The organism is Flavobacterium anseongense (assembly GCF_021608185.1).
GTDB classification, from domain to species: Bacteria; Bacteroidota; Bacteroidia; order Flavobacteriales; family Flavobacteriaceae; genus Flavobacterium; species Flavobacterium anseongense.
In genome coordinates this window covers 48,952-74,347 of record NZ_JAKIHN010000003.1, presented here as the reverse complement: position 1 = coordinate 74,347, position 25,396 = coordinate 48,952, and the positions used below count along the sequence as shown (strand labels likewise).

Annotated in this window: 24 protein-coding genes; 15 read left to right on the top strand and 9 right to left on the bottom strand. The window is 34.2% G+C overall.

Going from position 1 to position 25,396, the window contains the following annotated elements; translation table 11 throughout:
• Nucleotides 1–20: 20 nt before the first annotated feature.
• From L1S35_RS05480 to L1S35_RS05410, 15 genes are all read left to right on the top strand, one after another.
• Nucleotides 21–866 (top strand): prephenate dehydrogenase, encoded by an 846-nt coding sequence (locus L1S35_RS05480; protein ID WP_236397563.1) that lies wholly within the window; start codon nt 21–23, stop codon nt 864–866.
• Between the two features lie 8 nt (nt 867–874).
• A complete protein-coding gene (locus L1S35_RS05475) occupies nt 875–1,957 on the top strand; it encodes a bifunctional 3-deoxy-7-phosphoheptulonate synthase/chorismate mutase type II (protein WP_236397561.1) in 1,083 nt (360 codons plus the stop codon).
• 104 nt (nt 1,958–2,061) lie between these two features.
• Nucleotides 2,062–2,538: a hypothetical protein gene (locus L1S35_RS05470; protein WP_236397558.1), complete on the top strand. Its 477-nt coding sequence runs from the start codon at nt 2,062–2,064 to the stop codon at nt 2,536–2,538.
• An 89-nt stretch (nt 2,539–2,627) separates the two neighbouring features.
• A complete protein-coding gene (rsgA, locus tag L1S35_RS05465) occupies nt 2,628–3,605 on the top strand; it encodes a ribosome small subunit-dependent GTPase A (protein WP_236398340.1) in 978 nt (325 codons plus the stop codon).
• 41 nt (nt 3,606–3,646) lie between these two features.
• Nucleotides 3,647–4,099: a D-aminoacyl-tRNA deacylase gene (gene dtd / locus L1S35_RS05460; RefSeq protein WP_236397555.1), complete on the top strand. Its 453-nt coding sequence runs from the start codon at nt 3,647–3,649 to the stop codon at nt 4,097–4,099.
• Between the two features lie 49 nt (nt 4,100–4,148).
• Nucleotides 4,149–6,059 (top strand): DUF3858 domain-containing protein, encoded by a 1,911-nt coding sequence (locus L1S35_RS05455; protein WP_236397552.1) that lies wholly within the window; start codon nt 4,149–4,151, stop codon nt 6,057–6,059.
• A 4-nt stretch (nt 6,060–6,063) separates the two neighbouring features.
• Complete coding sequence (locus L1S35_RS05450) at nt 6,064–8,070, top strand: DUF3858 domain-containing protein (RefSeq protein WP_236397549.1); 2,007 nt, start codon at nt 6,064–6,066, stop codon at nt 8,068–8,070.
• 55 nt (nt 8,071–8,125) lie between these two features.
• Nucleotides 8,126–8,452, top strand: a complete 327-nt coding sequence (locus L1S35_RS05445) for a nucleotide pyrophosphohydrolase (RefSeq protein WP_236397546.1) — start codon at nt 8,126–8,128, stop codon at nt 8,450–8,452.
• A 58-nt stretch (nt 8,453–8,510) separates the two neighbouring features.
• Nucleotides 8,511–9,749 carry a 3-phosphoshikimate 1-carboxyvinyltransferase gene (locus L1S35_RS05440; protein WP_236397543.1) on the top strand — a complete coding sequence of 413 codons (1,239 nt, stop codon included), beginning with the start codon at nt 8,511–8,513 and terminating at the stop codon, nt 9,747–9,749.
• Between the two features lie 149 nt (nt 9,750–9,898).
• On the top strand, nt 9,899–10,948 hold the full coding sequence (gene queA / locus L1S35_RS05435) for a tRNA preQ1(34) S-adenosylmethionine ribosyltransferase-isomerase QueA (protein WP_236397540.1): 1,050 nt from the start codon (nt 9,899–9,901) through the stop codon (nt 10,946–10,948).
• A 250-nt stretch (nt 10,949–11,198) separates the two neighbouring features.
• Complete coding sequence (kynU, locus tag L1S35_RS05430; RefSeq protein ID WP_236397535.1) at nt 11,199–12,482, top strand: kynureninase; 1,284 nt, start codon at nt 11,199–11,201, stop codon at nt 12,480–12,482.
• A gap of 73 nt (nt 12,483–12,555) precedes the next feature.
• Nucleotides 12,556–14,607, top strand: coding sequence for a T9SS type A sorting domain-containing protein (locus L1S35_RS05425; RefSeq protein ID WP_236397532.1), 2,052 nt, complete (start codon nt 12,556–12,558; stop codon nt 14,605–14,607).
• Between the two features lie 129 nt (nt 14,608–14,736).
• On the top strand, nt 14,737–15,825 hold the full coding sequence (locus L1S35_RS05420; RefSeq protein ID WP_236397528.1) for an agmatinase family protein: 1,089 nt from the start codon (nt 14,737–14,739) through the stop codon (nt 15,823–15,825).
• Nucleotides 15,826–15,905: 80 nt separating this feature from the next.
• On the top strand, nt 15,906–16,442 hold the full coding sequence (locus tag L1S35_RS05415) for a DUF2975 domain-containing protein (protein ID WP_236397526.1): 537 nt from the start codon (nt 15,906–15,908) through the stop codon (nt 16,440–16,442).
• A 3-nt stretch (nt 16,443–16,445) separates the two neighbouring features.
• Entirely contained in the window at nt 16,446–16,673 is a 228-nt protein-coding gene (locus L1S35_RS05410) for a helix-turn-helix domain-containing protein (protein ID WP_236397522.1), read from the top strand.
• 35 nt (nt 16,674–16,708) lie between these two features.
• Here the strand turns inward: L1S35_RS05410 and L1S35_RS05405 are convergent, their stop codons facing one another.
• The 9 genes from L1S35_RS05405 to L1S35_RS05365 form a co-directional block, all read right to left on the bottom strand.
• On the bottom strand, nt 16,709–17,401 hold the full coding sequence (locus L1S35_RS05405) for an acyloxyacyl hydrolase (protein WP_236397519.1): 693 nt from the start codon (nt 17,399–17,401) through the stop codon (nt 16,709–16,711).
• A 150-nt stretch (nt 17,402–17,551) separates the two neighbouring features.
• Nucleotides 17,552–19,267: a hypothetical protein gene (locus tag L1S35_RS05400; protein WP_236397515.1), complete on the bottom strand. Its 1,716-nt coding sequence runs from the start codon at nt 19,265–19,267 to the stop codon at nt 17,552–17,554.
• An 85-nt stretch (nt 19,268–19,352) separates the two neighbouring features.
• Entirely contained in the window at nt 19,353–20,048 is a 696-nt protein-coding gene (locus L1S35_RS05395) for an IS1 family transposase (RefSeq protein ID WP_236397512.1), read from the bottom strand.
• 166 nt (nt 20,049–20,214) lie between these two features.
• Nucleotides 20,215–20,757: a hypothetical protein gene (locus L1S35_RS05390; RefSeq protein WP_236397509.1), complete on the bottom strand. Its 543-nt coding sequence runs from the start codon at nt 20,755–20,757 to the stop codon at nt 20,215–20,217.
• Nucleotides 20,758–20,918: 161 nt separating this feature from the next.
• Entirely contained in the window at nt 20,919–21,695 is a 777-nt protein-coding gene (locus L1S35_RS05385; protein WP_236397507.1) for a hypothetical protein, read from the bottom strand.
• A gap of 171 nt (nt 21,696–21,866) precedes the next feature.
• Entirely contained in the window at nt 21,867–22,355 is a 489-nt protein-coding gene (locus L1S35_RS05380; protein ID WP_236397504.1) for a hypothetical protein, read from the bottom strand.
• Nucleotides 22,356–22,521: 166 nt separating this feature from the next.
• A complete protein-coding gene (locus L1S35_RS05375; RefSeq protein WP_236397501.1) occupies nt 22,522–23,175 on the bottom strand; it encodes a hypothetical protein in 654 nt (217 codons plus the stop codon).
• A gap of 310 nt (nt 23,176–23,485) precedes the next feature.
• Nucleotides 23,486–24,439, bottom strand: a complete 954-nt coding sequence (locus L1S35_RS05370; RefSeq protein ID WP_236397498.1) for a fibrobacter succinogenes major paralogous domain-containing protein — start codon at nt 24,437–24,439, stop codon at nt 23,486–23,488.
• 351 nt (nt 24,440–24,790) lie between these two features.
• On the bottom strand, nt 24,791–25,294 hold the full coding sequence (locus tag L1S35_RS05365; protein WP_236397495.1) for a hypothetical protein: 504 nt from the start codon (nt 25,292–25,294) through the stop codon (nt 24,791–24,793).
• Nucleotides 25,295–25,396 lie beyond the last annotated feature (102 nt).

Genomic DNA, 25,396 nt, shown 5'->3' with positions numbered 1-25,396 from the left:
TAATTGGAATTTGGAATTTTATGAAGGTATACGTAATAGGAATTGGTTTAATCGGAGGTTCAATGGCATTGGACATTCAGGCATTGGATAAAGATGCTGTCATCGTTGGTGTTGATGCCAATGAAGATCATTTGGAAGAAGCAATTGAACTCGGAATTATTCACCAGAAGTCAGAATTAAATGAAGTTATTGATGCGGATTTTGTGATTCTCGCAGTTCCCGTAGACATTGCTTTGGGGCTTTTGCCAAAAGTTTTGGATTTGGTTTCCGATGAAACTTTGGTTTTTGAAGTCGGTTCAACCAAAAGTCCAATATGCGAAGCCGTGGCAAATCATCCCAAAAGAAGAAATTTTTTAGCAACACACCCAATTGCCGGAACAGAATTTTCAGGGCCAAAAGCTGCGATTCGAAATTTATTTGTCGACAAAACCAACATCATTTGCGAAGTAGAAAAAACTACGTTTAAGTTGCAGGAAAAAGGGCTGAAATTATTCAAAGATTTGGGAATGCGAATTCGCTATATGGAACCAAAATCGCATGACAAACACATTGCTTATGTCTCGCATTTGTCGCATATCAGTTCATTCATGCTAGGGAAAACTGTTATCGAAAAGGAGAAAGACGAAAAAGATATTTTTGATATGGCAGGCAGCGGATTTGAAAGCACAGTCAGATTAGCCAAAAGCTCACCGGCAATGTGGACGCCAATTTTTAAACAAAATAAAAAGCAAGTCGTAAAATCATTAGAAGAATATATTGCCAATTTATCGCAATTCAAAGAGTTGTTAGAAAGCGGAAATTACGAACAGATTTTTAACGAAATGGAAAATACTAACAGAATAAAAGAAATATTAAACGGAAAATAATAGAAGCTATGAATATTACAACAGAAAACAAAAAATGGTTAGTCGATTTCAATCTATCACATCCATTAGTAATTGCCGGACCATGCAGCGCGGAAACAGAAGATCAGGTATTGAAAATTGCGCACGAATTAAAAAATTCAGACGTAAGCGTTTTCCGTGCCGGAATCTGGAAACCAAGAACACGTCCGGGTGGATTTGAAGGCGTTGGCGCCATCGGTTTAAAATGGCTGCAAAAAGCAAAAGCCGAAACAGGTTTGTTAATGGCAACCGAAGTGGCAAATGCAGCACACGTAAAATTGGCTTTAGAACACGATATTGATGTGCTTTGGATTGGTGCCAGAACAACGGTAAATCCGTTTGCAGTTCAGGAAATTGCCGATGCTTTGGCCGGAACGGATAAAATTGTTTTGGTAAAAAACCCTGTAAATCCTGATTTGGCTTTATGGATTGGTGGAGTAGAACGTTTGTATAATTCCGGAATTAAAAAACTGGGAGTAATCCACAGAGGATTTTCAACTTACGAAAAGACAAAATACAGAAACATTCCGGAATGGCAAATTGCTATCGAATTGCAAAGTCGTTTCCCGGATTTGCCTCTGATTTGCGATCCTTCGCATATTACAGGACAACGAAATATGATTCAGGAAGTATCGCAACAAGCATTAGATTTGAATTATGACGGATTAATAATCGAAACGCATATCGATCCTGATAATGCCTGGAGTGATGCAGCACAACAAGTTACACCAACGGTTTTGAAACAGATTTTCGAAGATTTGAAAGTCAAAAAAGTAACTACCGAAGACGACGATTTCAATACAAAAATGATAAAACTAAGAGCTAACATTGATATCGCCGACAGCAAATTACTGGAATTACTAGGAAACCGAATGAAAGTCGCAGAACAAATCGGTGCCTTGAAAAAAGAAAAGAATGTAGCTGTTTTGCAAAACAAACGATGGAATGAAATTTTAGGAAAAATGATTTTAGATGGCGAAGAGAAAGGATTGAGCGAAGAGTTTATTCTTAGAATTTTCAAAGCGATTCACCAGGAAAGTATCAGCCATCAAGAGAAGATAATTAACGGATAATCGGATAAATTGTGAGAATATCGGTTAAATAGGGTGGCAATAATTGTTTTTTTTATATTTGTTGATGTCTTAAATAATGTCTATTAATGCTAAAAATAAAGAATATGAAAAAAATTATTTTACTATTTGCATTGGTTTTTGGTTTTAACATAGCCAGCGCCCAAGTCGATGTGATAAAAAAACAAATTGGTGAAACACTTAGAGGAAGAATCATAAGTGTTGATGATAATGTTATCGTGTTTACATACGAAGGTCAGGATGTTCCATATACAATTGCTAAAAATGCAGTTGAAAAAATTACTTATGGCAGAACAGGTCAGGTTGTGCAAACATCTAACAAAATTACGGTTAACGGTCAAGCAGATTGGGCAAAAGTTGTCATCCTTGAAAACGTGGATAATACTAAAGGTTTAGAAGTAGGACCGCGAATTGGAGAAAGTGCTGACTTGTCAAACTATCAATCGGAGAATTCTGCGGTTGCCAGAAGACTAAAAACGGAGGCAGCCAGATTGGGTTATCAATTTGTTTTGATAACAACAGATGCTTCATCAAACAAAATAGCTTACGGTTATAAATATTAATCTGTTTTGAGAAAATAAATGAAAAGTTGTCAGTAATGGCAACTTTTTTTATTCCGATAAATATAAATTGGAAATGGTATCTTTGCGACATGACTGGACTAGTTTACAAATCTACCGGAAGTTGGTATACTGTGAAAACCGAAGACAATCAAGTTTTCGAGTGTCGCATTAAAGGTAAATTCCGAATGCAGGGCATTAAAAGCACCAACCCAATTGCAGTTGGTGATGTAGTAGATTTTGAGTTGGATGAAAGTTCAGATTCGGTAACCGGAAATATTCATAATATTCACGACCGAAAAAACTATATCATCAGAAAGTCGGTGAATTTATCCAAGCAAACTCATATCATTGCTTCTAATATTGATGTGGTTTTTCTTTTGATTACGATCAACAATCCACCAACAACGACGAGTTTTATTGATAGATTTTTGGTAACTGCTGAAGCTTATGGCATTGAAGCGGTTTTGATTTTCAACAAAATCGACACTTTTGATGAAGCCATGAAGGATGAGCAATTGTATCTGCAATACATCTATTCTGAAATTGGTTATAAATTTTTAAAAGTTTCGGCTATTGAAAAGAAAGGCTTGGAAGATTTAAAACAAATGATGATTGGAAAAGTATCTATGTTTTCCGGACATTCCGGAGTTGGAAAATCGACTTTAGTCAATGCTTTGGAACCGAGTTTAAATTTGAAAACCAAAACCATTTCCGAACAAAGCAAACAAGGACAACACACTACAACCTTTGCCGAAATGTATGATTTGTCATTTGATGCTAAAATCATAGACACACCTGGAATAAAAGGTTTTGGAGTAGTCGATTTGGAACCGGCAGAAATCAGCGGTTATTTTCCCGAGTTTTTCAAACTAAAAGACCAATGCAAATTCAACAATTGTCTGCATAAAGAAGAGCCACATTGCGCTGTCAAAAAAGCATTGGAAGAAAATAAAATAGCCTGGTCACGTTACAATAGTTACCTCAAAATTTTAGAAGGCGACGACGAACATTATCGTCAGGATGTGTATAATGACGACCGAATTGCCAGCGATGAAACGAGGAAATAGTTGGTAGTGTTCAGTCACAGTATTCAGTATTTTTAATTAAAATGAAAGCAGTAATTCAGCGTGTTTCCGAAGCTTCCGTAACTATTGATGGAAATAAAGTCGCCAATATCCAAAAAGGATTATTGGTTTTAGTTGGTTTTGAAGATGCGGATGATAAAGAAGATGTCAATTGGTTAACGGCAAAAATTGCCAATCTCCGAATTTTTGGTGATGAAAACGATGTGATGAATTTATCGCTGAAAGAGGTAAACGGCGATATGATAATCGTAAGTCAGTTTACCCTTCATGCTGCTACCAAAAAAGGCAATCGTCCATCATACTTAAAAGCATCAAAACCCGAAATTGCCATTCCGCTTTACGAGTCTTTTATACAGCAAATGGAAACAGAATTAGGCAAGAAAGTCCAAACCGGACAATTTGGAGCCGACATGAAAGTTGCTCTTTTAAATGATGGCCCGGTTACTATAATTATCGACACAAAAAATAAGGATTAATATTGTTAATTGTAAGTTAATTTTTTATATTTGGTAAAACTTAGTCCAAATGAAACTAAACATTTTACCATTCTTTCTTCTTTTATTTTCCGTTTTCTGCTTTGGTCAAAAATTAGAATATTCCACTTTAACTATTCCCGACAGCCTAAAGCAAAATGCAAATGCAGTCGTACGTTTGAGTAAATTGAATATTGACATTACTTCACAAAAATCGATGGTTTTTAAAACCATTCAGGTTACAACAGTTTTAAATGAATTGGGATTGAGAAACCTTGGTTTATATGAGAATTACGATAAAAACACAAGAATAAATAAAATTGAAGCAACTACATATAATGCTTTTGGAAACGAATTAAAAGTCTTTAAAAGGAAAGATTTTAAGGATATAAGTGTTGCTGATGGGATTTCTGTTTTTAATGACAATAGAGCATTGTATCTGGATTACACGCCAATTACGTATCCGTTTACGATGGTTTTTGAGGTTGAAACAGAAACGTCAAACACCGCTTTTATTCCAAGTTGGAGTCCAATGGATGATTACCTTGTAAGCACAGAAAGTACTTCGTTAACCATCAATTTTAAATCCGAGTTAAAGCTAAAGATAAAAGAAGCTAATTTCTCGGATAAATTCCACATCGAAAAACAGCAAACAGAAAATAGTGTAAGTTATAAGGCAAAGAACTTAATCGCAAAAAAAAGAGAAGAATTAAGTCCGGGTTTTTCAGATGTTTTTCCGATAGTATATTTTGCTTTAGAAAACTTTCATTTGGAAAATGTTGATGGAGAGGCAACAAATTGGGAAGAATTTGGGAAATGGTATTACAGTTCGCTTTTAGCCGATACTGAAGAAATTCCGGAAGAAACCCAAGTAAAGATTAAGCAGTTGGTTGGAAATGAAAAAGATCCAATTGAAATTGCCCGGATTATTTACAAATTTGTTCAGGATAAAACCCGTTATGTTAGTGTTCAGGTTGGTATTGGCGGATGGAAACCAATGTTGGCCAGAGATGTAGATAAACTGGGTTACGGAGATTGTAAAGCATTATCAAATTATACCCGTTCATTGCTTAAAGTGGTTGGCGTTCCCTCATATTATACTGTTGTTTATGCCGGAGACGATGAAACAAAAGATTTGCAAAATGACTTTGCTTCAATTCAGGGAAATCACGTTATTCTGACTTTACCTATAGATAAAAAAATGGTTTGGTTAGAATGTACAAGCCAAATTCAGCCGTTCGGTTTTCAGGGAGACTTTACAGATGACAGGAATGTTTTATTGATAAAACCGGAAGGTGGTGAAATAGTCAGAACAAAAATATTTGCTGAAACCGATAATGTGAAAACGACAAAAGGATACTATCAAATCACGGAGAGTGGTAATTTAACAGGCAAAGTAAAAATCATCTCTAAAGCGCTGCGTTACGACAGCGAATTCGGAAAAGAAAGAATGAGCAGAGAAGACCAAATCAAAAATTATAAAGAGGAATTTGACAATATCAATAATTTAACAATAAAGAAAATAAACTTTAATAATAATCCAAAAACCCTTGAATTTACAGAAGATTTAGAATTAGAAGCCGAAGGTTACGCTCAAAACACAGGTGGGAAATTGATGTTCGCTTTAAATGCTTTTGATCAAAGTTCATATGTCCCGAAGAAATACAGAACACGCGAATTTCCCTTTCAAATGGAGCGCGGCTATACCAACGAAGACGAAATAGAAATCACTATTCCTGATGGGTTTGTGGTAGAAGCAAAACCAAACGGAACAGAACAGGAAACAGAATTTGGTTATTATAAAATTGAATTCAATACCATAAGTTCAAACAAAATATTGTGCAAAAAAAAATTGGTAATCAAAAAAGGATTTTACGACAAATCCAAATACGAAAGCTATAGGAAATTCAGAGAAACCATTGCCAAAACCGACAACTCAAAAATAGTCATTACAAAAGCCTAACATTATGAAGAAATTATTTTTACTAGCTGTTTTATTTTTAAGCACATTGTGCCAATCCCAAAAATATGAATTAGGGAATGTAACCATTGAAGAACTAAAAGAAAAAGTCTGTCCATCAGATACTTCAGCAGTAGCGGCGGTTTTGTTTAATGTGGGAAAAACCTATTTTAGTTATGCTGCGCATGAAGGTTTTGTGTTAAAAACAGAAGTAATCGCTAAAATCAAAATATATAAAAAAGAGGGCTATGATTATGCAAATCAATCAATAAGTTACTATAGTTATGGCGGAGACGTTGAAAAAGTTTTTATTTCAAAAGCAATAACCTATAATTTGGTAAATGAAAAAGTTGAGAAAACGAAACTCAATAGTGAAGGAGAATTTGACGAAAAAGTTAATAAGTTTTACTCTCGAAAAAAAATCACTATGCCTAAAGTAAAAGAGGGTTCTGTTATTGAATATAAATTCGAAATAACTTCTCCCTTTTATTCCACTTTTCCTGAATGGCAATTTCAAAAACAAATACCGGTTAATTATACAGAATACGCAACGTATATTCCTGAATATTTTACCTATAATGTAAAGTTTAAAGGGTTTTTGACTCCAGTTGTAGAAAAGGAAGTGCAAAGAAAATCGTTTGACATTAACTCAAAGGAAAGAAACATCAGAGCTACAGTAACAAGTACTGAATTTTCTACTGAAACCAAAGAGTATAAAGAAACAAAATTAAAATATACTTTAAGCAATGTTACAGCTTTAAAAGAGGAATCGTTTGTAAATAATATAGAAAATTATACAGCAACAATTGAGCATGAATTAGCTGCGATACAATATCCTGGAGAAATGTATAATTCATATGCAACTACATGGGAATCTGTAACAAAAACTATTTATGAAAATGAAAATTTTGGCGGTGAATTAAATAAAGGTTCTTATTTTGAAGAGGATCTGAATGCTTTAAATATTGGTACAGTGTCGGATAATGAAACAATAGCAAAAGTTTTCGATTTTGTTAAATTAAGAATGAATTGGAATGAATATAACAGCGTTTATTGTGATGTTGGTGTAAGATCAGCTTATAAAAACAAGACAGGAAATACTGCTGAAATCAATTTGATACTTGTAGCTATGCTTAGAAAAGCAGGAGTAAATGCCAACCCGGTTTTAGTAAGTACACGCGCTAATGGAATTTCATTATTCCCAAGCAGAACAGCTTATAATTGCGTTATTGCGGGAGTAGAATCTAATGGGAAAATTATACTGTTGGATGCAACAAATAAATATGCCCAACCCAATATTTTACCCATTAAAGATTTAAACTGGTTTGGAAGATTAATTAAAAAAGATGGAACTTCTATTGATGTTGATTTGATGCCAAAATCAAATTCAAAAGATGTAGTTAGTATAATGGCAAGCATTAATGAAAAAGGCGAAGTAACAGGAAAAATAAGAGACCAATATTTTGATTATAATGCTTTTCTTTTTCGACAAAACAATAATATCATTTCTAAAGATAGTTATATTGAAAAATTGGAGAAGAAACATCAAGGACTTGAAATTGGAGAATATAATGTTCAAAACAGTAATGATTTGAGCTTACCAATTATTGAGAATTATGATTTTACATCAACTAATTCAGTTGAGATTATTGGCGACAAGATGTATATTTCACCATTTTTGTTTTTTGCAATAACTGAAAATCCATTCAAGCAGGAAAAGCGTGAATATCCAGTCGATTTTGTATTTCCGGATCAGGATAAATTCAGTATAAGTCTTACCATTCCTGAAGGCTATGTTGTAGAGACATTACCACAACCTAAAGCAGTAGCGATGCCTGAAAATATAGGAGGTTTTAAATACATTATTTCAAATACAGGAAGCCAAATTCAGTTACTTTACACTCAAGATACCAACCAAGCCATAATAGGTTCTGAATATTATGAGGCATTGAAAAATTTCTATAAAGAAATCGTGAATAAACAAACAGAAAAAATAGTACTCAAAAAAGCATAGCGTTTATTTTTATTTGAGTTGTATATTTGGCTAATGGAATTAACTCTCAACTAAAATGGATTTAAAAAACTCCCAACTAGAAGTAGACAATTGGATTAAAACTCATGGAGTTCGCTATTTCAATGAACTAACCAACATGGCGCAACTCACAGAAGAAGTAGGCGAAGTTGCCCGAATTATTGCCCGTCGTTACGGAGAACAATCCGAAAAAGAAAGTGATAAAAATAAAGACCTTGGCGAAGAATTAGCCGATGTGGTTTTTGTAGTCTTATGTTTGGCCAACCAAACCGGGATCGATTTACAAGCCGCTTTCGACAAAAAAATGGATTTAAAATCCAATCGCGATCACGACCGTCATCATAATAACGATAAACTAAAGTAGTATTAAGATTTACTCTGTATATCTTTGTGCTTCTCTGTGAATTTCTGTCTAATAATCTATGAACTTACTTCTAAAATCTTCAACTGTTAACTATCAATCTTCAATCTCAATAACCGGAAGCAAATCCGAAACCAACAGATTGTTATTGCTTCAGGCATTGTATCCAAATCTAACATTAGAAAACACGTCCAATTCAGATGATTCAGAAGTGATGGCGAAAGCGCTTTCTACAGATTGTCACACTGAGCTTGTCGATGTGTACCACGCAGGAACAGCCATGCGATTTCTAACCGCTTTTTTTTCAATTCAGGAAAATCGCGAAGTCGTGCTTACCGGTTCAACCCGAATGAAAGAAAGACCAATTAAAATTTTAGTTGATGCCTTAAAACAACTCGGAGCCGAAATAAGTTATGAAGAAAACGAAGGTTTCCCGCCAATTCGAATCAAAGGTAAAAAAGTTACACAGCACAAAGTTTCGCTTGCTGCGAATATCAGCAGTCAATATATCTCGGCATTGTTACTAATTGCTCCAAAACTCGAAAATGGTTTGGAACTTACACTGGAAGGCGAAATCACATCTATTCCTTACATCAAAATGACATTAAGCTTGCTTAACGAAATTGGAGTAGAAACGTCCTTCGTAGAAAATAAAATCACAGTAAAGCCCTTATCCCTTGTATCTTATCCTTTATCCCTAACAGTAGAATCCGACTGGTCTTCCGCTTCCTATTTCTATTCCATCGCAGCACTTTCAGCCATCGGAACCGAAATCACTTTATCAAGCTACAAACAAAACAGCCTGCAAGGAGATTCAGTTTTGACTCAGATTTATGAAGATTTTGGAGTTGAGACCATTTTTGACGGAAATTCAATTCATCTTATGAAAACTGACAACCGACAACCGACAACTGTTAACTATCAACTCAACAACTCACCAGACATCGCCCAAACCATAGCTGTAACTTGTTTCGGATTAGGAATAGGCTGTCATTTGACAGGATTACATACACTAAAAATAAAAGAAACAGATCGATTACAGGCTTTGAAAAATGAACTGGAAAAACTCGGCGCAACAGTTTCGATTACTGACGATAGCTTGACATTAGAACCATCAAGTACAATTCATTCCAATATCAAAATAAAAACCTACCAGGACCACCGAATGGCAATGGCTTTCGCACCTTTAGCACTAAAAACCGACATCATAATTGAAGAAGCTGAAGTAGTCTCCAAATCCTATCCTGCTTTTTGGAATGACTTAAAGAGTATTGGATTTTACATTACTGAACTTTTGTAAAATCTCAGAACCTAAGCAACTCAGTATCTCAGAATCTTTTCTAAAAATAAACAACAAAACACTTGACATTCGCTATCTCACGATAGTATATTTGCAGGCGTTTAAAAAGTATGACATAACTCATAACTTATAACTTATAACTCTTTCAAATGAAATTATCTCATTTCCAGTTCAATCTTCCAGCCGAATTATTAGCTGAATACCCGGCAGAAAACAGAGACGAAGCCAGATTAATGGTGGTCAACAGAAAAAACAAAACCATAGAACATAAAACATTCAAAGACATCATCGATTATTTTGACGATGGCGATGTAATGATTTTGAACAACACCAAAGTTTTTCCAGCCCGTATGTACGGAAACAAAGAAAAAACCGGTGCGCGTATTGAAGTTTTCCTGCTAAGAGAATTAAATGCAGAGCAACGTCTTTGGGATGTTTTAGTCGATCCGGCTCGTAAAATCAGAATTGGGAACAAACTTTATTTTGGTGATGACGATTCATTAGTAGCTGAGGTAATTGACAACACTACATCTCGCGGAAGAACATTGCGTTTCTTATATGACGGTTCGTATGAAGAATTCAGAAGAAAACTAACCGAACTTGGAGAAACTCCAATTCCAAAATACATCAACCGTGAAGTAACCGAAGAAGATGCAGAACGTTACCAAACGATTTATGCCAAAGAAGAGGGTGCGGTTGCCGCTCCAACTGCAGGTTTGCACTTCTCTAAACATCTTTTAAAAAGATTGGAAATCAAAGGAATTAACTTTGCCGAAGTAACACTACACGTAGGTTTAGGAACATTCAACCCAGTTGAAGTAGAAGATTTGTCAAAACACAAAATGGACTCGGAAGAGTTAATCATCACCCAAGAAGCCTGCGATATTGTAAATGCAGCAAAGGCAAGAAAGAGCAGAATATGTTGCATCGGAACGACTTCTATGCGCGCCATCGAAAGCTCAGTTTCATCGCAAAGAACCTTAAATCCGTATACAGGCTGGACCAATAAATTCATTTTTCCACCACACGATTTTAGCATTGCCGATTGTATGGTAACCAATTTCCACACACCAAAATCAACATTGCTAATGATGATTTCTGCGTTTTGTGGTCACGATTTGATGAAAAAAGCCTACGAAGAAGCCATCAAAGAAAAATACCGTTTCTATTCTTATGGCGACGCGATGCTTATAATATAAATGTCAGTCTGAGCTTGTCGAAGACCCTCAATAAAAATCCTAACAGCAATGTTGGGATTTTTTTTAGGAGCTATTTCCCGCTTTCCGTTCCAATCTTTTATAAATTGCCACGGGTTTAAACCCGTGGCAATTTATAAAAGGATTTCCACTGCAATCAGGGCTAGGGCTATCTGCAAATTAAAACTTATCCCTTATCCCTTTTTTCTTATCCCTTTTTTTTTACTTTTACGACACCAATTAAACAATACCAATGACTTTCCAAAATACACGCGAATTCGCGCAACAATTAGATTCACAAGACGAATTAAAACACTATCGCAACGAATTTCTGTTTCCGCAACACAACGGAAAAAACGTAATATACTTCACCGGAAATTCTTTAGGATTACAACCCAAAAGAACCAAACAATATGTTGATGAGGTAATGAACGATTGGGCAAGTCATGCCGTTGAAGGTCATTTCTACGTCGAAAAACCCTGGTGGGATTATCACGAACGATTTGCCAATCCGCTAAGTAAATTAGTTGGAGCAAAACCTTCGGAAGTTACAGTTATGAATACTTTGACAGTAAATCTACACTTGTTAATGGTGTCATTTTATCATCCAACAAAAATACGTTACAAAATCATTTGCGAAGAAAAAGCGTTTCCGTCTGACCAATATATGTTTCAAAGTCAGGTTCATTTTCACGGCTATAAACCCGAAGATGCCATTGTAGAAATTAAAAGAAGAGATGGTGAACACAATATCCGTTTAGAGGATATTTTAGCCAAAATTAATGAAGTAGGCGATGAGTTGGCTTTGGTCCTAATTGGTGGCGTAAACTATTACACGGGACAAGTTTTCGATATGAAAACCATCACCGAAGCCGGGCACAAAGCAGGAGCAAAGGTAGGTTTCGACTTAGCGCACGCAGCCGGAAATATCAAGTTAGAACTCCACGACTGGAATATCGATTTTGCTGCCTGGTGCTCTTATAAATACATGAATTCCGGTCCGGGAAATGCTTCAGGTTGTTTTATTCACGAAAAGCATCATACCAATAAAGACTTAGCCCGATTTGGGGGTTGGTGGGCACAAAACAAAGAAAGACGCTTTTTAATGGAACCAAAATTTGATCCAATCGTTGGTGCAAACGGTTGGCAGGTAAGTAATTTACCAATACTGTCTTTAGCACCATATCTAGCTTCCGTTGAAATGTTCGCCGAAGTCGGAATGGATAAACTAATCGCCAAAAGAAATGAGTTAACGGCTTATTTAGAATTCATTTTACACGAAATCGATGCTGCAATTGACGGCACTGAATTTGAAATTATAACTCCAACAAATCAAGAAGAAAGAGCATGCCAGCTTTCTGTTTTTCTTCACGGACAAGGTAAAAGTCTGTTCAATTATTTAATGAAAAATGGTGTGATTACCGATTGGCGTGAGCCAAATGTAATTCGTCTGGCACCGGTTCCTTTTTACTGTTCTTATGAAGATATGTATGATTTCGGACAAATACTAAAACAAGGAATTTTAACAGCAAATTAGTTTGTTTTTTGAAAAACAATTCGTTGATTTGCAAAGATTTATTAACAAATACCACTTAATTAACTATTAAAAAATGAAATTAAAATTACATTTCGCAACTTTAGCATTGACTGTAATATCATTCGCTGGTTTTGCCCAAGTTTCTGAGAACGAAAGTGCCGCAAGACAATGGATACAATCGCATGCAAGTGAATTAAAAATTAAACCAACAGATACTTTTAGATTATCATTCGTTACAAAAAGTCTTGCCGGAGAAACGCTTCGTTTTCAACAAATGATGAATGATGTGCCGGTTTATCACTCTGAAATTGTAGTAAATTTCAATCCAAGTAACGAATTAGCTTTCACTTCAGATTCGTATGACAGTACAATAGAAAATATTAATACAACACCAAGTATTTCTAAAGAGGCTGCTTTGAACATATCAAAAGAAAGTTTAAAAATTACTGGTGACTATACAGTTGACGAAAACATTTTATTGGTTACTAAAGTTAATGACCAGACTAAATTAGTTTATAAAGTTGTTACCAATCCAAAAACAGGTGGTGCCAGTTGGGCAGTTTTAGTTGATGCACAAACAGGAACTGTTTTAAGTACATATGATGAGGCGATGTACCATGATAAAAAAGAAGTTGTAAGCAAAGGACCAAATCCAACAACTACCACGTCACCTTTAGGTTTTGTTTCGGGAACAGCAATGGTTTATTTATCTGATCCATTATCTTATGCCCGTGTAGCCTATGGAGCTACAGGTTATACTGACGGGAATGATGCCAATACAACACAATTAGCAGCAGCAAGAACATCGGTAACCTTACCGGAAATTGATTTAACAGCAGGAGTTTATACATTAAAAAGCTCTTATGCAGAGATTCAGGATTTCGAAGCACCAACTACTGGCTTGTTTACTCAGGCAACAAGTGCGTTTAATTTCACCAGAGATAACAATGCTTTTGAAGCGGTTAATGTTTTTTATCATCTTGATACAAGTATGAGATATATTAATGAAACATTAGGAATAACTTGTAGACCAGCTTTAAACGCAGGAGTGGTTAGATTTGATTCATCAGGATTAAATGGTGATGATAATTCCTATTATCTTCCATCTACAGATAGATTGGCTTTTGGTGAAGGTTGTGTAGATGATGCTGAAGATGCAGATGTTATTTGGCATGAATTAGGGCATGGTATTCACGATTGGTTGACCAATGGAAATACTTCTAATTTAATTGGTGAAGGAAATGGAGATTATTGGGCACAGTCATACAGCAGAAGTTTAGGTCAATGGTTATCCACTGATGCAGCTAATCAATACATGTTTAGTTGGGATGGACATAACACTTGTTGGTCGGGAAGATCAACTAACTATAGCGGTACCTATCCGGGTTCTCTAACTGGTTCAATTCATACTGATGGTCAAATTTGGGCAACTGCTTTAATGCAAATTTGGGATGTAATCGGAAGAACAAAAACCGACAAAGCATTTTTACAAGGTTTGATACTGACTAATAGTTCAACAAATCAACAAAATGCTGCAATTGCTGTGAGACAAGCTGCCATTAATATGAATTATCCTTGTGCAGACATTCAAGTAATGACTCAAAAATTTACAGGTAAAGGATATGTTCTGCCAACTTTAGGATTGACAATGGCTGCTATAGCTAATCAGACGGTTACTGCCGATGCTACGAATACTTATACATTACCAAGTTACGCTACTTTGGCAAATCCAATAACAGCCAATTGTAATGCAGGTTTAACGCAATCGCCAACTACAGGAACAGTATTGTCACCGGGAACTTATACAATTACCATGACAGCTACAAGTGGTGCTTCAACAGTTGTAAGAACATTCCAACTTACAATTACTCCATTCTTAGGAGTTGAAGATGTTGTGAAAAATAATTTCGTTTTGTATCCAAATCCGGCTTCTAATGTGTTAAATGTAAAAGGCGATTTTGATAGCAGTGAAAGCATAACCATCTACAATATGTTAGGACAAACCATTTTGACAAAAGCTGTAACTTCTAACGAAGAAAGTATCGATATTGCTTCTTTAGCTAAAGGTATTTACAATGTGTATTTCAATAAAGCCAAAGTAGCTTACAAATTCATAAAAGAATAACAGAAGCTTATTCAATTAATAAAACCATAATGCGAAAGTGTTGTGGTTTTCTTTTTTTATATCCATATCAAAAATACTTTGCAATCCCGAAGTTTAGGGATAACTTTGCCACCTTATAACTTTTGAATAATGACTAAACAACAAATCATAGCTACTTTCGATCCAAGTCAGCCGGGCTTAGCAGATGCAACTATCTTTGGATTGCCCTTTTCGGCAGAACAATCAGAAATCATTATTATTCCAGTACCATGGGAAGTAACGGTAAGTTATGGCGCCGGAGCTTCAGAAGGTCCGGAAGCGGTTTTAGATGCATCTTTCCAAGTCGATTTAAACCATCAGGATTTCCCGGAGTTATGGAAACTCGGGATATATTATGATGATGCACCGGAAGACTGGAAAATTAATTCAGACAGTTACAAAGCATTGGCACAACCCATAATTCAGGCACTTGAAAAAGGAGAAGATTTAAACAATCATCCAAGCTTACTATCAAATCTTGAAACCATCAATAAAGCGTGTCGCGATTTGCATACTGAAGTCAAAGAAAAAGTATTGTTTTGGACTAAGAAAGGCAAGAAAGTTGTGTTGCTTGGCGGCGATCATTCGACACCATTAGGTTATTACGAAGCATTGGCAAGCATTCATAACAATTTCGGAATTTTGCATTTAGATGCTCATATGGATTTGCGTATTGCTTATGAAGGATTTACTTATTCACACGCATCTATTATGTATAATGCTTTGCAGATTCCACAGATTTCAAAAATAGTTCAGGTTGGTATTCGCGATTTCTGTGAGCAGGAAGTCGAAGTAGTGCAACAGTCAAATGGAAGAGTTTTGGTAAACACCGATGCCGATTTGAAAGCCGAAACCTTTACAGGCAAAACCTGGGAAGAGCAATGTGATGCTATCATTTCAAGCTTGCCACAAAAAGTTTGTGTGTCTTTTGATATAGATGGAATGTATCCATGGTATTGTCCAAATACAGGAACACCGGTTCCGGGTGGATTTTCATTCGAGCAGGCAACCTATTTGTTCAACAAATTAACCGCAAGCGGAAAAGATATTATTGGATTTGATTTGGTAGAAGTTGCGCCGGGAGAAAATGATGATTGGGATGGCAACGTTGGTGCGCGCATGTTATTTCATATGTGTGGCATGTTAGCCAAAAACAACGGATTGCATGTTGGGCAGAAAATAAACTTCCAGAGAAAATAAATTATTAAAAAATAATATATTTTTATTGTTTATCAATAAATATTTATTATTTTTGTGACATAATTTAAGCTTTACTAATTATGTCAAAAACAAACAGCTTTGTATTTTGGGGTCTATATATTGTGGCCTGGTTAATTTTTGTCGGCTTGTCTATTGAAGCAGGAGGCTTACTGGTAAATTTCTTTTTCAGTCTGTATAACCCTGAATTTGTCTCAAATCTTTATCAAAAATTGGACTTAAGTGAAATGTATGCTAACAGTAGATTTGCTTTTTTTGGTGTGTATAGCTTTATTCTAATCATTTCAATTTTAAAAGCCTGCCTATTTTACACAGTCATTAAACTAATGCATAAAATGGATTTGTCAAAACCGTTTAGCAGCTTTGTCTCGGAACAAATTTCACAAATGAGTTATTATACAATTTCAATAGGATTTTTAAGTTATATAGCCAGACAGTTTGCTAAAAATTTAGAGCATCGAGGTTTTGCTACAGACAACTTAAACCCATTTTGGGCCGACAGTCAGGCGTTTATTTTAATGGGAGCTGTAATCTATATTATTGCTATTATTTTCAAAAAAGGAGTAGCTATTCAAAACGAAAACGAATTAACAATTTAAGCTATGTCAATTATTGTAAACTTAGATGTGATGATGGCAAAGCGGAAAATTTCCCTAAATGAACTTTCAGAAAGAGTTGATTTGACTTTGTCCAATCTTTCCATTTTAAAAACGGGAAAGGCTAAAGCAATTCGTTTTAGCACTTTAGAAGCAATTTGTGAAGCATTAGACTGCCAGCCAGGAGATATTTTGGAATTTGTAAATGAACAAAAAAGGACGACTGAAAGTTAACAGTAATTGATGCAAGATAGTGTTGTCGGATGGTACTATTTTAAACTATGAGATAAACCTATAAAAAATCCGTTGCTGTCGTGTGATGGATTTCGCTCTTCTCCTTTTGCATTTCCATTAGAGATATGTATGTGTCTAATACCAAACATTATTGCTGTTGATTTTGAAATGTTAACATCAGTGCCGACACCATATTTTGTTATTCCATTTAATTTTAATCCAAGTCTACTATCTTGATCAGTTGGTTTTGGAAATTCGGTTAATGTATAAATTAATCCACCACCAGATTCAAAGTAAAGTCTCCATTTTTCTTTGTTTATTGGATAGAATCTAGCAAAAGGCCTTAATGCAAATCCTGTAGTTGAGTTGAAGTTGTCTTTTGCAAAAACAATGTCAAATTCCATTCCTATGGACATAAATTTTCGAAGTTGATAATTAATTCCAGTGTTGTTTTGAGGCAAAAAAGTATTTGGATATTTATAGCCCCAAGATAGTCCAATTTCATTGTAAATAGAAATCTTTTGTTTTAGTGAAGGATTTTTCTTTGTAATCAATAGGCAAGTACCAACTGCCGCTGCAGGAATTATGAATCCCATTGAAGTGTGAAGTTTCAGAGGTTCAAACCCCAAAGGGTTGTTATACCATTTGTCACCATAAGAGAATTGTGCTTGTGATTGATTTGAGACTATTGCCATTATTACTAATGTCAATAATATTGTTTTCTTCATTTTTTGGGTTAGCTATTTTTAGTAATCTTTTTAATAGCAAACTTATATTTTTTTTCAGAACAAAAGTGTTAAAATCCTGAGTCTGCGCTTTACATTTCAATAATGTCTCACGGCTAAACCCAGAGCCCTATGAGTTTATAAAGATGCTTGTCATTTCTTAATATCCTCATTCTCTATAGGTAAAGGTGTTTGCGATGTTACTTTTTTCCATCTGAGAAATCTGATTTTCTTTCGCTGTAGCAAATGATTTACAACTTTATGTTCTACGTAATGATGTAGAGGTAAGAGTATGGCAATCAAAACGATTTTAATAGAGAGTATTTTCCATGGCTCACCATGAGTTAGTTTGTGAATGATATTGTCAAACAATAGAATCAGGAATTCAAAAAAGAAGATAAAAGCAAAAAAGCCCAATCCTCTAATAATTGCAGTGCTTGAACTAAATGCTCCTAATAGCACCAGTAAGATAAATATTGATGCCAATCCGGCTGTTATTCCCATATATTGAATAGTGTGACTAGCTCTTCTTTCGGCTTCCATTCGTTGGTTTTCGTTATCAATCTCCAATACTACCAAATCACCTTCTTTGGAGAGTGTTGCTGCACTGTCTTTGTATTGCATCCAAAGTGTTTTATAATGATATGATTTCTGATAGTTCCCTTTGCGTGAAAATAAGGTGTCAAGATTAGCATAGCGTTCAATACGTGCTTCAACATTGTTAGCAATACCGGTTCCTGAATCGGCTTTAGCATAATAAACAGCAGCACTATCGGGATTATTAATAAGTTTAAAGTAGTTACCCATTCGATCATAATACCTCCAATTATTGACTTCATATTTTGTAATAGAAGCTTTCATTTTTTTTAGGGAAATAAATGCCGAATCAGCCATGCCTAATTTCGTATAGGTATTTGCCAATTGATCATAATAATCGTAGCCTTTACTGCCATTTTTGAAGAAATTCTTTTTGACGTCATCCTTTTGTAAAAGCCGTAACACTTTTTTAAAATCTTTAGCATTGGTGTATATGTCCAATAGGTCGTCATCTTCTTTTACTAGAGAGTGATTTTTCTTCCGAATCTTATTAGTTTCATTATAATAGTGCTTGGCCGTTTCAAATTCCTTAACATTAGTATAATAGTGAGTCAGAAGGTGGTAACCGCCTTCAATCCAGTCTGGCCAATTTTTCTTCTTTCCGGTTTCTAATATTTTCAAGGCATTTTCCTTTGCCTTTGGATATTGTTTTAAATTGTTATAAAACCAAAACAGCTGCCAATAAGTGCGTAAAGCTGCCCTACCATCTTTTATTTTTTCTGCTAATGAAAGCTGTAACATGCATGATTTGTATTCCAGTAATCTTTCACCTTTTTCGGCATGAACACTGCCAATGAAACCGTTTACTTCAAAAGCAAGCGAATCGAGATCATTTTCCATTGCTATTTCATTTGCTTCTCGCGCCAATTCCAGGGCTTTAACTGTATTGTTTTTTAAATAATGTTGAACGGCACCACTACCTAAATAATACCATCCTTGGTATTCCTTGTTTTTTTTCTCTTTAGCCAAGGCATACATTTTGTCAAAATAATATTGTGCGGAGTCTTGTGATAGATTTGGTAAGAAAAAATAAGTGCGTAATTGTAGTTCGTTGTCTCCGCTTAGCTCAGCATTGAGAAGCATTCGGTTGATGTACTTACTTTTCGGTTCTTCTAAAATAGCTAATTGCTGATAAAGTTTGAATTTTACATTAGGGTCTTTTGTCTTATGTAATTTTTGGGTAAGACTGTCAATCTTCTTTTTATCCTGAGACTTTGCGTTGGATAAAGGAAACAGAATAATAAACAGAAATAGGAGTAAACGTAAATGCATAGAGTTGATTTTAAAACAAATATAATGATTTGATTTACAAATTCTTGAGTTCTCAGGCTTTTATGAGTCATCCCGAAAATTGTGACTAAGCCCAAAAATAAATTCGAAGTATGCATTGCAGGACACTAAAGTTTCTTGAAAAACAAATTGTTTTCCTGTTCAATCTTTTGAGGTGAGTCCGCAAAGTTAGATTGCAACGTTCAATATGATTAGTACGGAACCGTTTTACTTTGTGAATGCTTGTGCCAATTAGTGATTTATAGTGCCTTAGTCCATCTGTATAAATGGTTTTTGGTTGAGAAAGCAAAAGAGTGTTAATTACGTTTTGCAATGTTTTTTTTGTTCTTCTTCCGATGGCAAAACTTACTATTTTTTTGGTAGTTCTTTCCAAAGCGTAGACTATCCAAATTTGTTTTTTTTTGTTTCTGACAAAGCATCTCATCTCATCGACCTCATAAGTCTTACCCATATAAATAGGTTGGTTGGGTATTCGTTTTGCAATTGCAATGATTCGCTTTAATAATGTTGTTGGAGATATTTGCAAGACTCTTGCTGAACTTCTGATTCCTAATCCTTCTTTAGTTAATTGAATTATAATTTTATCGTCTACTCTATAGGAATTATTAGTATAAAAGTCGATAAAGCGTTTGTAACAACAATTGCAATAATATTGCTGTTTTCGGTTTTTAGTAAATCCATTTTTGATGATTTTTTTTGATTTGCAATTGGGGCATATTCCGGTATCACTAACTTTGAAACACGAGGTGTCATTTTTTATCATTTTGTTTGTTTTAAGACTTTGTCAAACATAAAAAGACGAGCTATACTGCCCGTCTTTTTGTTAAGTTTTTTTGAATTATTGCTGATTTTTAATTGGTTATGTGTTGAATGTTGAGTTGTCACTAACTTTGGAACGTTACCCTAAACCGCTGTTACCGGCTGGCGAGTTATTCTAAGTCCAACTCTTTTTTTATGATTTGAGTTTCATTTTTTCTGTCTAATTTTCTTCTTTCAGACTTTTGCTTTTGAACATACTTATTGATATTCCCAAGACACATTCCATATTCCGCAAGCCATGACCCTTGTTTAATCATTATGCCGTTCATTGGACAAGTTTCGTAACCGCAATTATGTTTTGAATATTCTCCAAAATTTTGATGTCTGATTCTTTTTTCACGCAATATTTTCTCTTGATTCTTTCTTATTTTCCGCCACATTTCTTCTTTATCTCCATTTGTAATTTCTAATCCTAAAGTTTCTACTTTTATATAAGTCCAAGGATCTTTTACTTGAAGGAAGTCAAACGTTTTCTGAAATATAGTATTGGCTAAATCTCTAACCTTTATTTTTTCCTCAATGCTTAAATTTTCATTCTCAGAAAGAGAACGGTATAGTCCTAAAGTATTGAAATCTGTATAGCTTTTATGGTTTTCAATATAGAATTGATATTCTTCAAAACTCAGGCTATTAAATTGTTTTCCGATTTCCATAGTTTCTTTTTAAGATAAACGTGATTTTCGCTTGCCGGTAACGTTCCGGCGCTTGGCGAGGTTGCGAACTTCGGAACCTATTATTTTCTATCAAAGATAAAATTTCTTGCGAAATGTAAACGTGAATTTACTACAAAATTCGCAATCTTGCCAAACGCCTGTTATGTGATGCTTTTTTTGTCTAAGTTTATTATCGACTTATTTATTAACTCTTCAAATAGATCTATTGAATTATCTACATATTTTCTTGGACTACCTGAACAAGTTACATAAAAAGCATTGAGTTTATTTAAAATTTCATTTTTCTTCAAATCAAAATCATCTGAATCTGTTGTGTCAATTAAAAGCTTGAACCAATTAATGTTTGAATGATGTATTTTTCCATATTTTAAAGGAACTTTGTAGTTGAAAAGACATTTTTCAAAGTATTTTAAACTTAATAAATCTTTATTGTTTTCAAGAATATATTTATCTACAGAATTATGTAAAACAATTCCAAAGTGGTTTAAATCTTCTTCTAATAAATATGCATCTATTATAGGTTGCCCAAAATAAATTTGTTCAGATTTGTTAACACTAACATCTCCATAAGCAATTCCTCCTTTTATAGGTATGCCATTTCCAATACATTTCCCAAATAAATAACGAACTGTTACCAAAAAATACTCAAAATTATGCAAATCATCATTTTTTGAAAATATTACAATTGAATCTGAAAAGTTTACTATATAGACTTCAGAATCAAAATAATACTCTGCAAGACTTACATTATTATTACTATTTTCAATTGTTTTTTTTATTTTATTAATTGAAGTTAATTTTGAATATATGTCTTCATGGCTATTTCTCATTACACTATCCTTAAATCCAAGAATATCTAAAAATGCTACAAATCTTTTATCTGTAGTTTTCCAGTTTGTTTTTTTTGTTTCAGCCATAAATTCTATTTTGCAGGGTTTATAAGTATCACATAACGTTCCGCCGCTTGTCGTCAGTGGCGGCAAGCTTAACGTTTAGTGGTAAAGGTATGAAAATTTCCGGCGCTCGATTTTCCATTTTTGGAAAATCGATACCAGCCATTGCGACAAACGGCTGTTAGCAGTAGTTCCTTATTCGATTAAATTATGCCAATCTTTTAAAGTTATAACATAAGAAGTTTGATAATCTGTGTCGAATATAAGTGCTTTTCCTTTCCGCTGTATAGTGTCTACATTATACCTTTTAAGCATTTTATTTTTATTAAATAGCTTCATGGTATAATGAGTTTTTAGACAACAACAGTAACCATGGTTTTTTAACGAGTCAAAAAAAGTATTAAAAGTCTTTAACTTATCTAAAGTGACTAAATTTGTTGTTGTTAAAACTTTTGTTGTGTCCTGCGTAGTTTTTCCACTCAATTTATAAGAGCAAACTTCTATACGATTTGTTTTCAATCTCAACTTTTTTAAGAAATTAGTATGATAATCAGAGATAAACTTCCTATGCTTTTGATACTCCATAATTGCTTTTTTTTCTGCTGGAATATTTTCTTTTTTGTTACAAGAGCTTAAAATTAATATCAAAAATATAGTCGAGATAATTTGGGCGAATCTTTTCATTGAAGGCGTTTTTGGGAATTACTGCTAACGTTCCGCCGCTTGTCGTCAGTGGCGGCAAGCTTAACGGTTAGGTGTAAAGATATGTAAATTTTCCGGCGCTCGATTTTCCGTTTACGGAAAATCGGTACCAGCCATTGCGACAAACGGCTGTTGTACGCAGGCTTACCTATATCTCTGATAATTCCTGTCTAATTTCGTTAACAAGTTTCTCTTTTAGCTCATTTGTCTGTTTAGCTAAATCTTCAAGATAATCTTTTTGAGTATTTAGAGCTGACAAGTCTTTAGCAATTATGTTTTTCCCCATATCTTTCATCATTTGTGCTGAAACATCAAATGATAATTGAGAAACTCTGTCCATTTCATTAAGGTAATACAAAACACTTTCACCAGCAATTAATTTTAATGCGTTGGTTTCATTTTTAAATTTATGATATCTTTCTTGAGATTTTAGCATCAATTTTTGAGTTGAGTTTGAAAATTCTGCTGCGGCACTCGCTTCTTTCTTTGTGTTACCAATGTTAGATAAATAATCAGTATTAAATTTTGCAATAATTGGAAGAAATTCTTCTTGCGCTTCTATATTTCCAATTTGAGATTGCTCATCTAAAAGATTGAAGTATTTCATATAAGCACTACTTTTTGTTTCGTATTGAATTTTACGTCGAGTACTATCTAAGTTGTATTTGGAAGTAACTTTTTCTCTTTCTTCTGTTAATTGTTGCGTGTCTTCAATTGCAGCTTTATTTTTTCCTTTCTCATTGAAATATGAAGTAAAGTAACCAATTAAAAAACCACCGATTATTGATAAGATTATTTCCATATTGCGTTTTTAAAGATAAAGTTCTAAAAGCTTGCGTACAACGTGCCGCCGCTTCTCGTCAGTTGCGAAGTTCGGAACGAATTATTTTCTGTTAAAGATAAAAATTCTTGCGAAACGTAAACGTGAACTTACCACAAAATTCGCAATTGCGAGAAACGGCTGTTATAGCTAGTTGCCTCACGTCAACTTGAGCACGCAAACTTTGCCAGTTTCTTTTTCAGATTCCAAATTCCGTAGCATTTCAGCTTGCTTTTTTTCAGCCTATTTTTCTGAGAAAGATTTCAACGCAAACTTTTCAAGTTATTTTTGATCAATCTTTAATACATCTTACAGACCATCCAGATTTTTTGCCATATGTTCCAAACGAGAGATTAGTAAAACCATAATATAAACCACGATATTTTGCTGATATATTATCATTTTGTGTTGAACTCCAAAAATTGGTTGTGTCGTTGGTATCTGTTGTATAGGTTCCATCACCAAATCTAAGACCTGCTGGAAGAGCTGTAAATCCACTTTCATTCAAGGAACCATTATTTGGGGTTCGCCACAAATTTCCTCCTTTCATTTTGCCTCCAGCAAAATTATCACCTCCTAAATAATTTGACAAAGACTGCCATTCAATATCACTTGGAATATGCCAGCCTTGAGGCGCTAAACCTCTTGGGTCATTTACAGCATACCAATTATATAATTTACCATAAACAGTTTCGTTAGCTGAATTATTTAAATAATAGCACCAAGCTCCTGTGGTTAAATTTGACCATTGTGTTTGATCTTGTACTTGCGGTATAATATCTCCGTTTCTATATTGGCATGTACTTAAATTTTTTTTCATCCATTCTTTATTATTTATTATTATACTTGGATATGAATTACCACATAAATCATTCACACCAGTTCCATTTAGGTAAGTTATATTACTTGTAGAAATTGATATTTCGTTAGTGAAAAAATTGTCCCCACTTAAAGATACTTTATAAGTATATAAAGTGTTAGGCATTAAACTGATATCACTGAATGTAGTAATTCCGGAACTTACATTGCCAACTATTGTATAACTATTAGTTGGTGATTTTCTATAAATGTCAAATGCAGCATTATTATTGGAATTATTTATCCAAGTTAAATTTATTTGTGTTGTGGAAATTGTATTACCAGTTAAATTACTTGGTGCTATTGATTCTGTAGAATTTGAGTTATCGCTGTTTGAGGAACAACTAAGGATTAAGATAACTATTAATAAAAAAAATAAATTCTTCATAATTAATGTTTTTTATAAGATTGAATATTATTTGTTAATACGAACAAAAAATAGAATGTATTATTGAAAGTTAAATGTCTAAATATATGTTAATTATTTTTATTTAATATAATTTTTAATCTTCTTAAATTGTTGAGCTTTTAAAAATAGGCTTATTAAGTGACCTCGACTGGATTCAAACCTGTAACCTTCTATTCCAAAGCATCTTTTCAACCGCTATATTTCTGAGTAAACTTGGAGAGGCAATTAGCTATAACGTTCCGCCGCTTGGCGTAGTAGCGGCAAGTTAAAGAAAAATGTAATAAGAAATACTGAAGTTCAGAGTATTTTCCAAGAAAGACAAACAAGCTATTACGCCAAACGGCTGTTAGCAGTAGTTGTTATCTCTTTTTCACTATTATTTTCCACTAATACTTTTATAAACTTCGGGAAATCTTCTGCTAATTTTCCAAAATCATCATCGTCAGGAAAAAAATTCTGTCTACTAATTTTATACTTAGTTTTATTTTTAAGACTTACAACTATACTATCAAGAGTTCTGAAACTTTCGAAATGGCATTTGTCGACAATATTCCATGGAATTTCTATATCCTTTTCCCAACTTAACACAAATCTCCTTTTCCAAATATGAAAAAAGGCTTCTTGGGTGAAAACAACCTTCACTGTTGCAATTGAAACAAGTCTTGCTAATAGGAGTGATGGTATTAACATTCCAATAAATAATAAAAATGAAAAGAAACCCTCTTGTTTTGGAAAGTTGTCTTTAAATAAAATCGTAAATGAGCATAGAAGTATAGCGCCAGCAATACAAAATCTACTTGTAGAATATATTGTTACGTAATATTCTTTTTTCATAACGTCCATTTTTGTGAGATGTTGGTAAACAATTACTGCTAACGTTCCGCCGCTTGGCGAAGCAGCGGCAATTTAAGAAAAATTATGTTAGAAAATCCATAT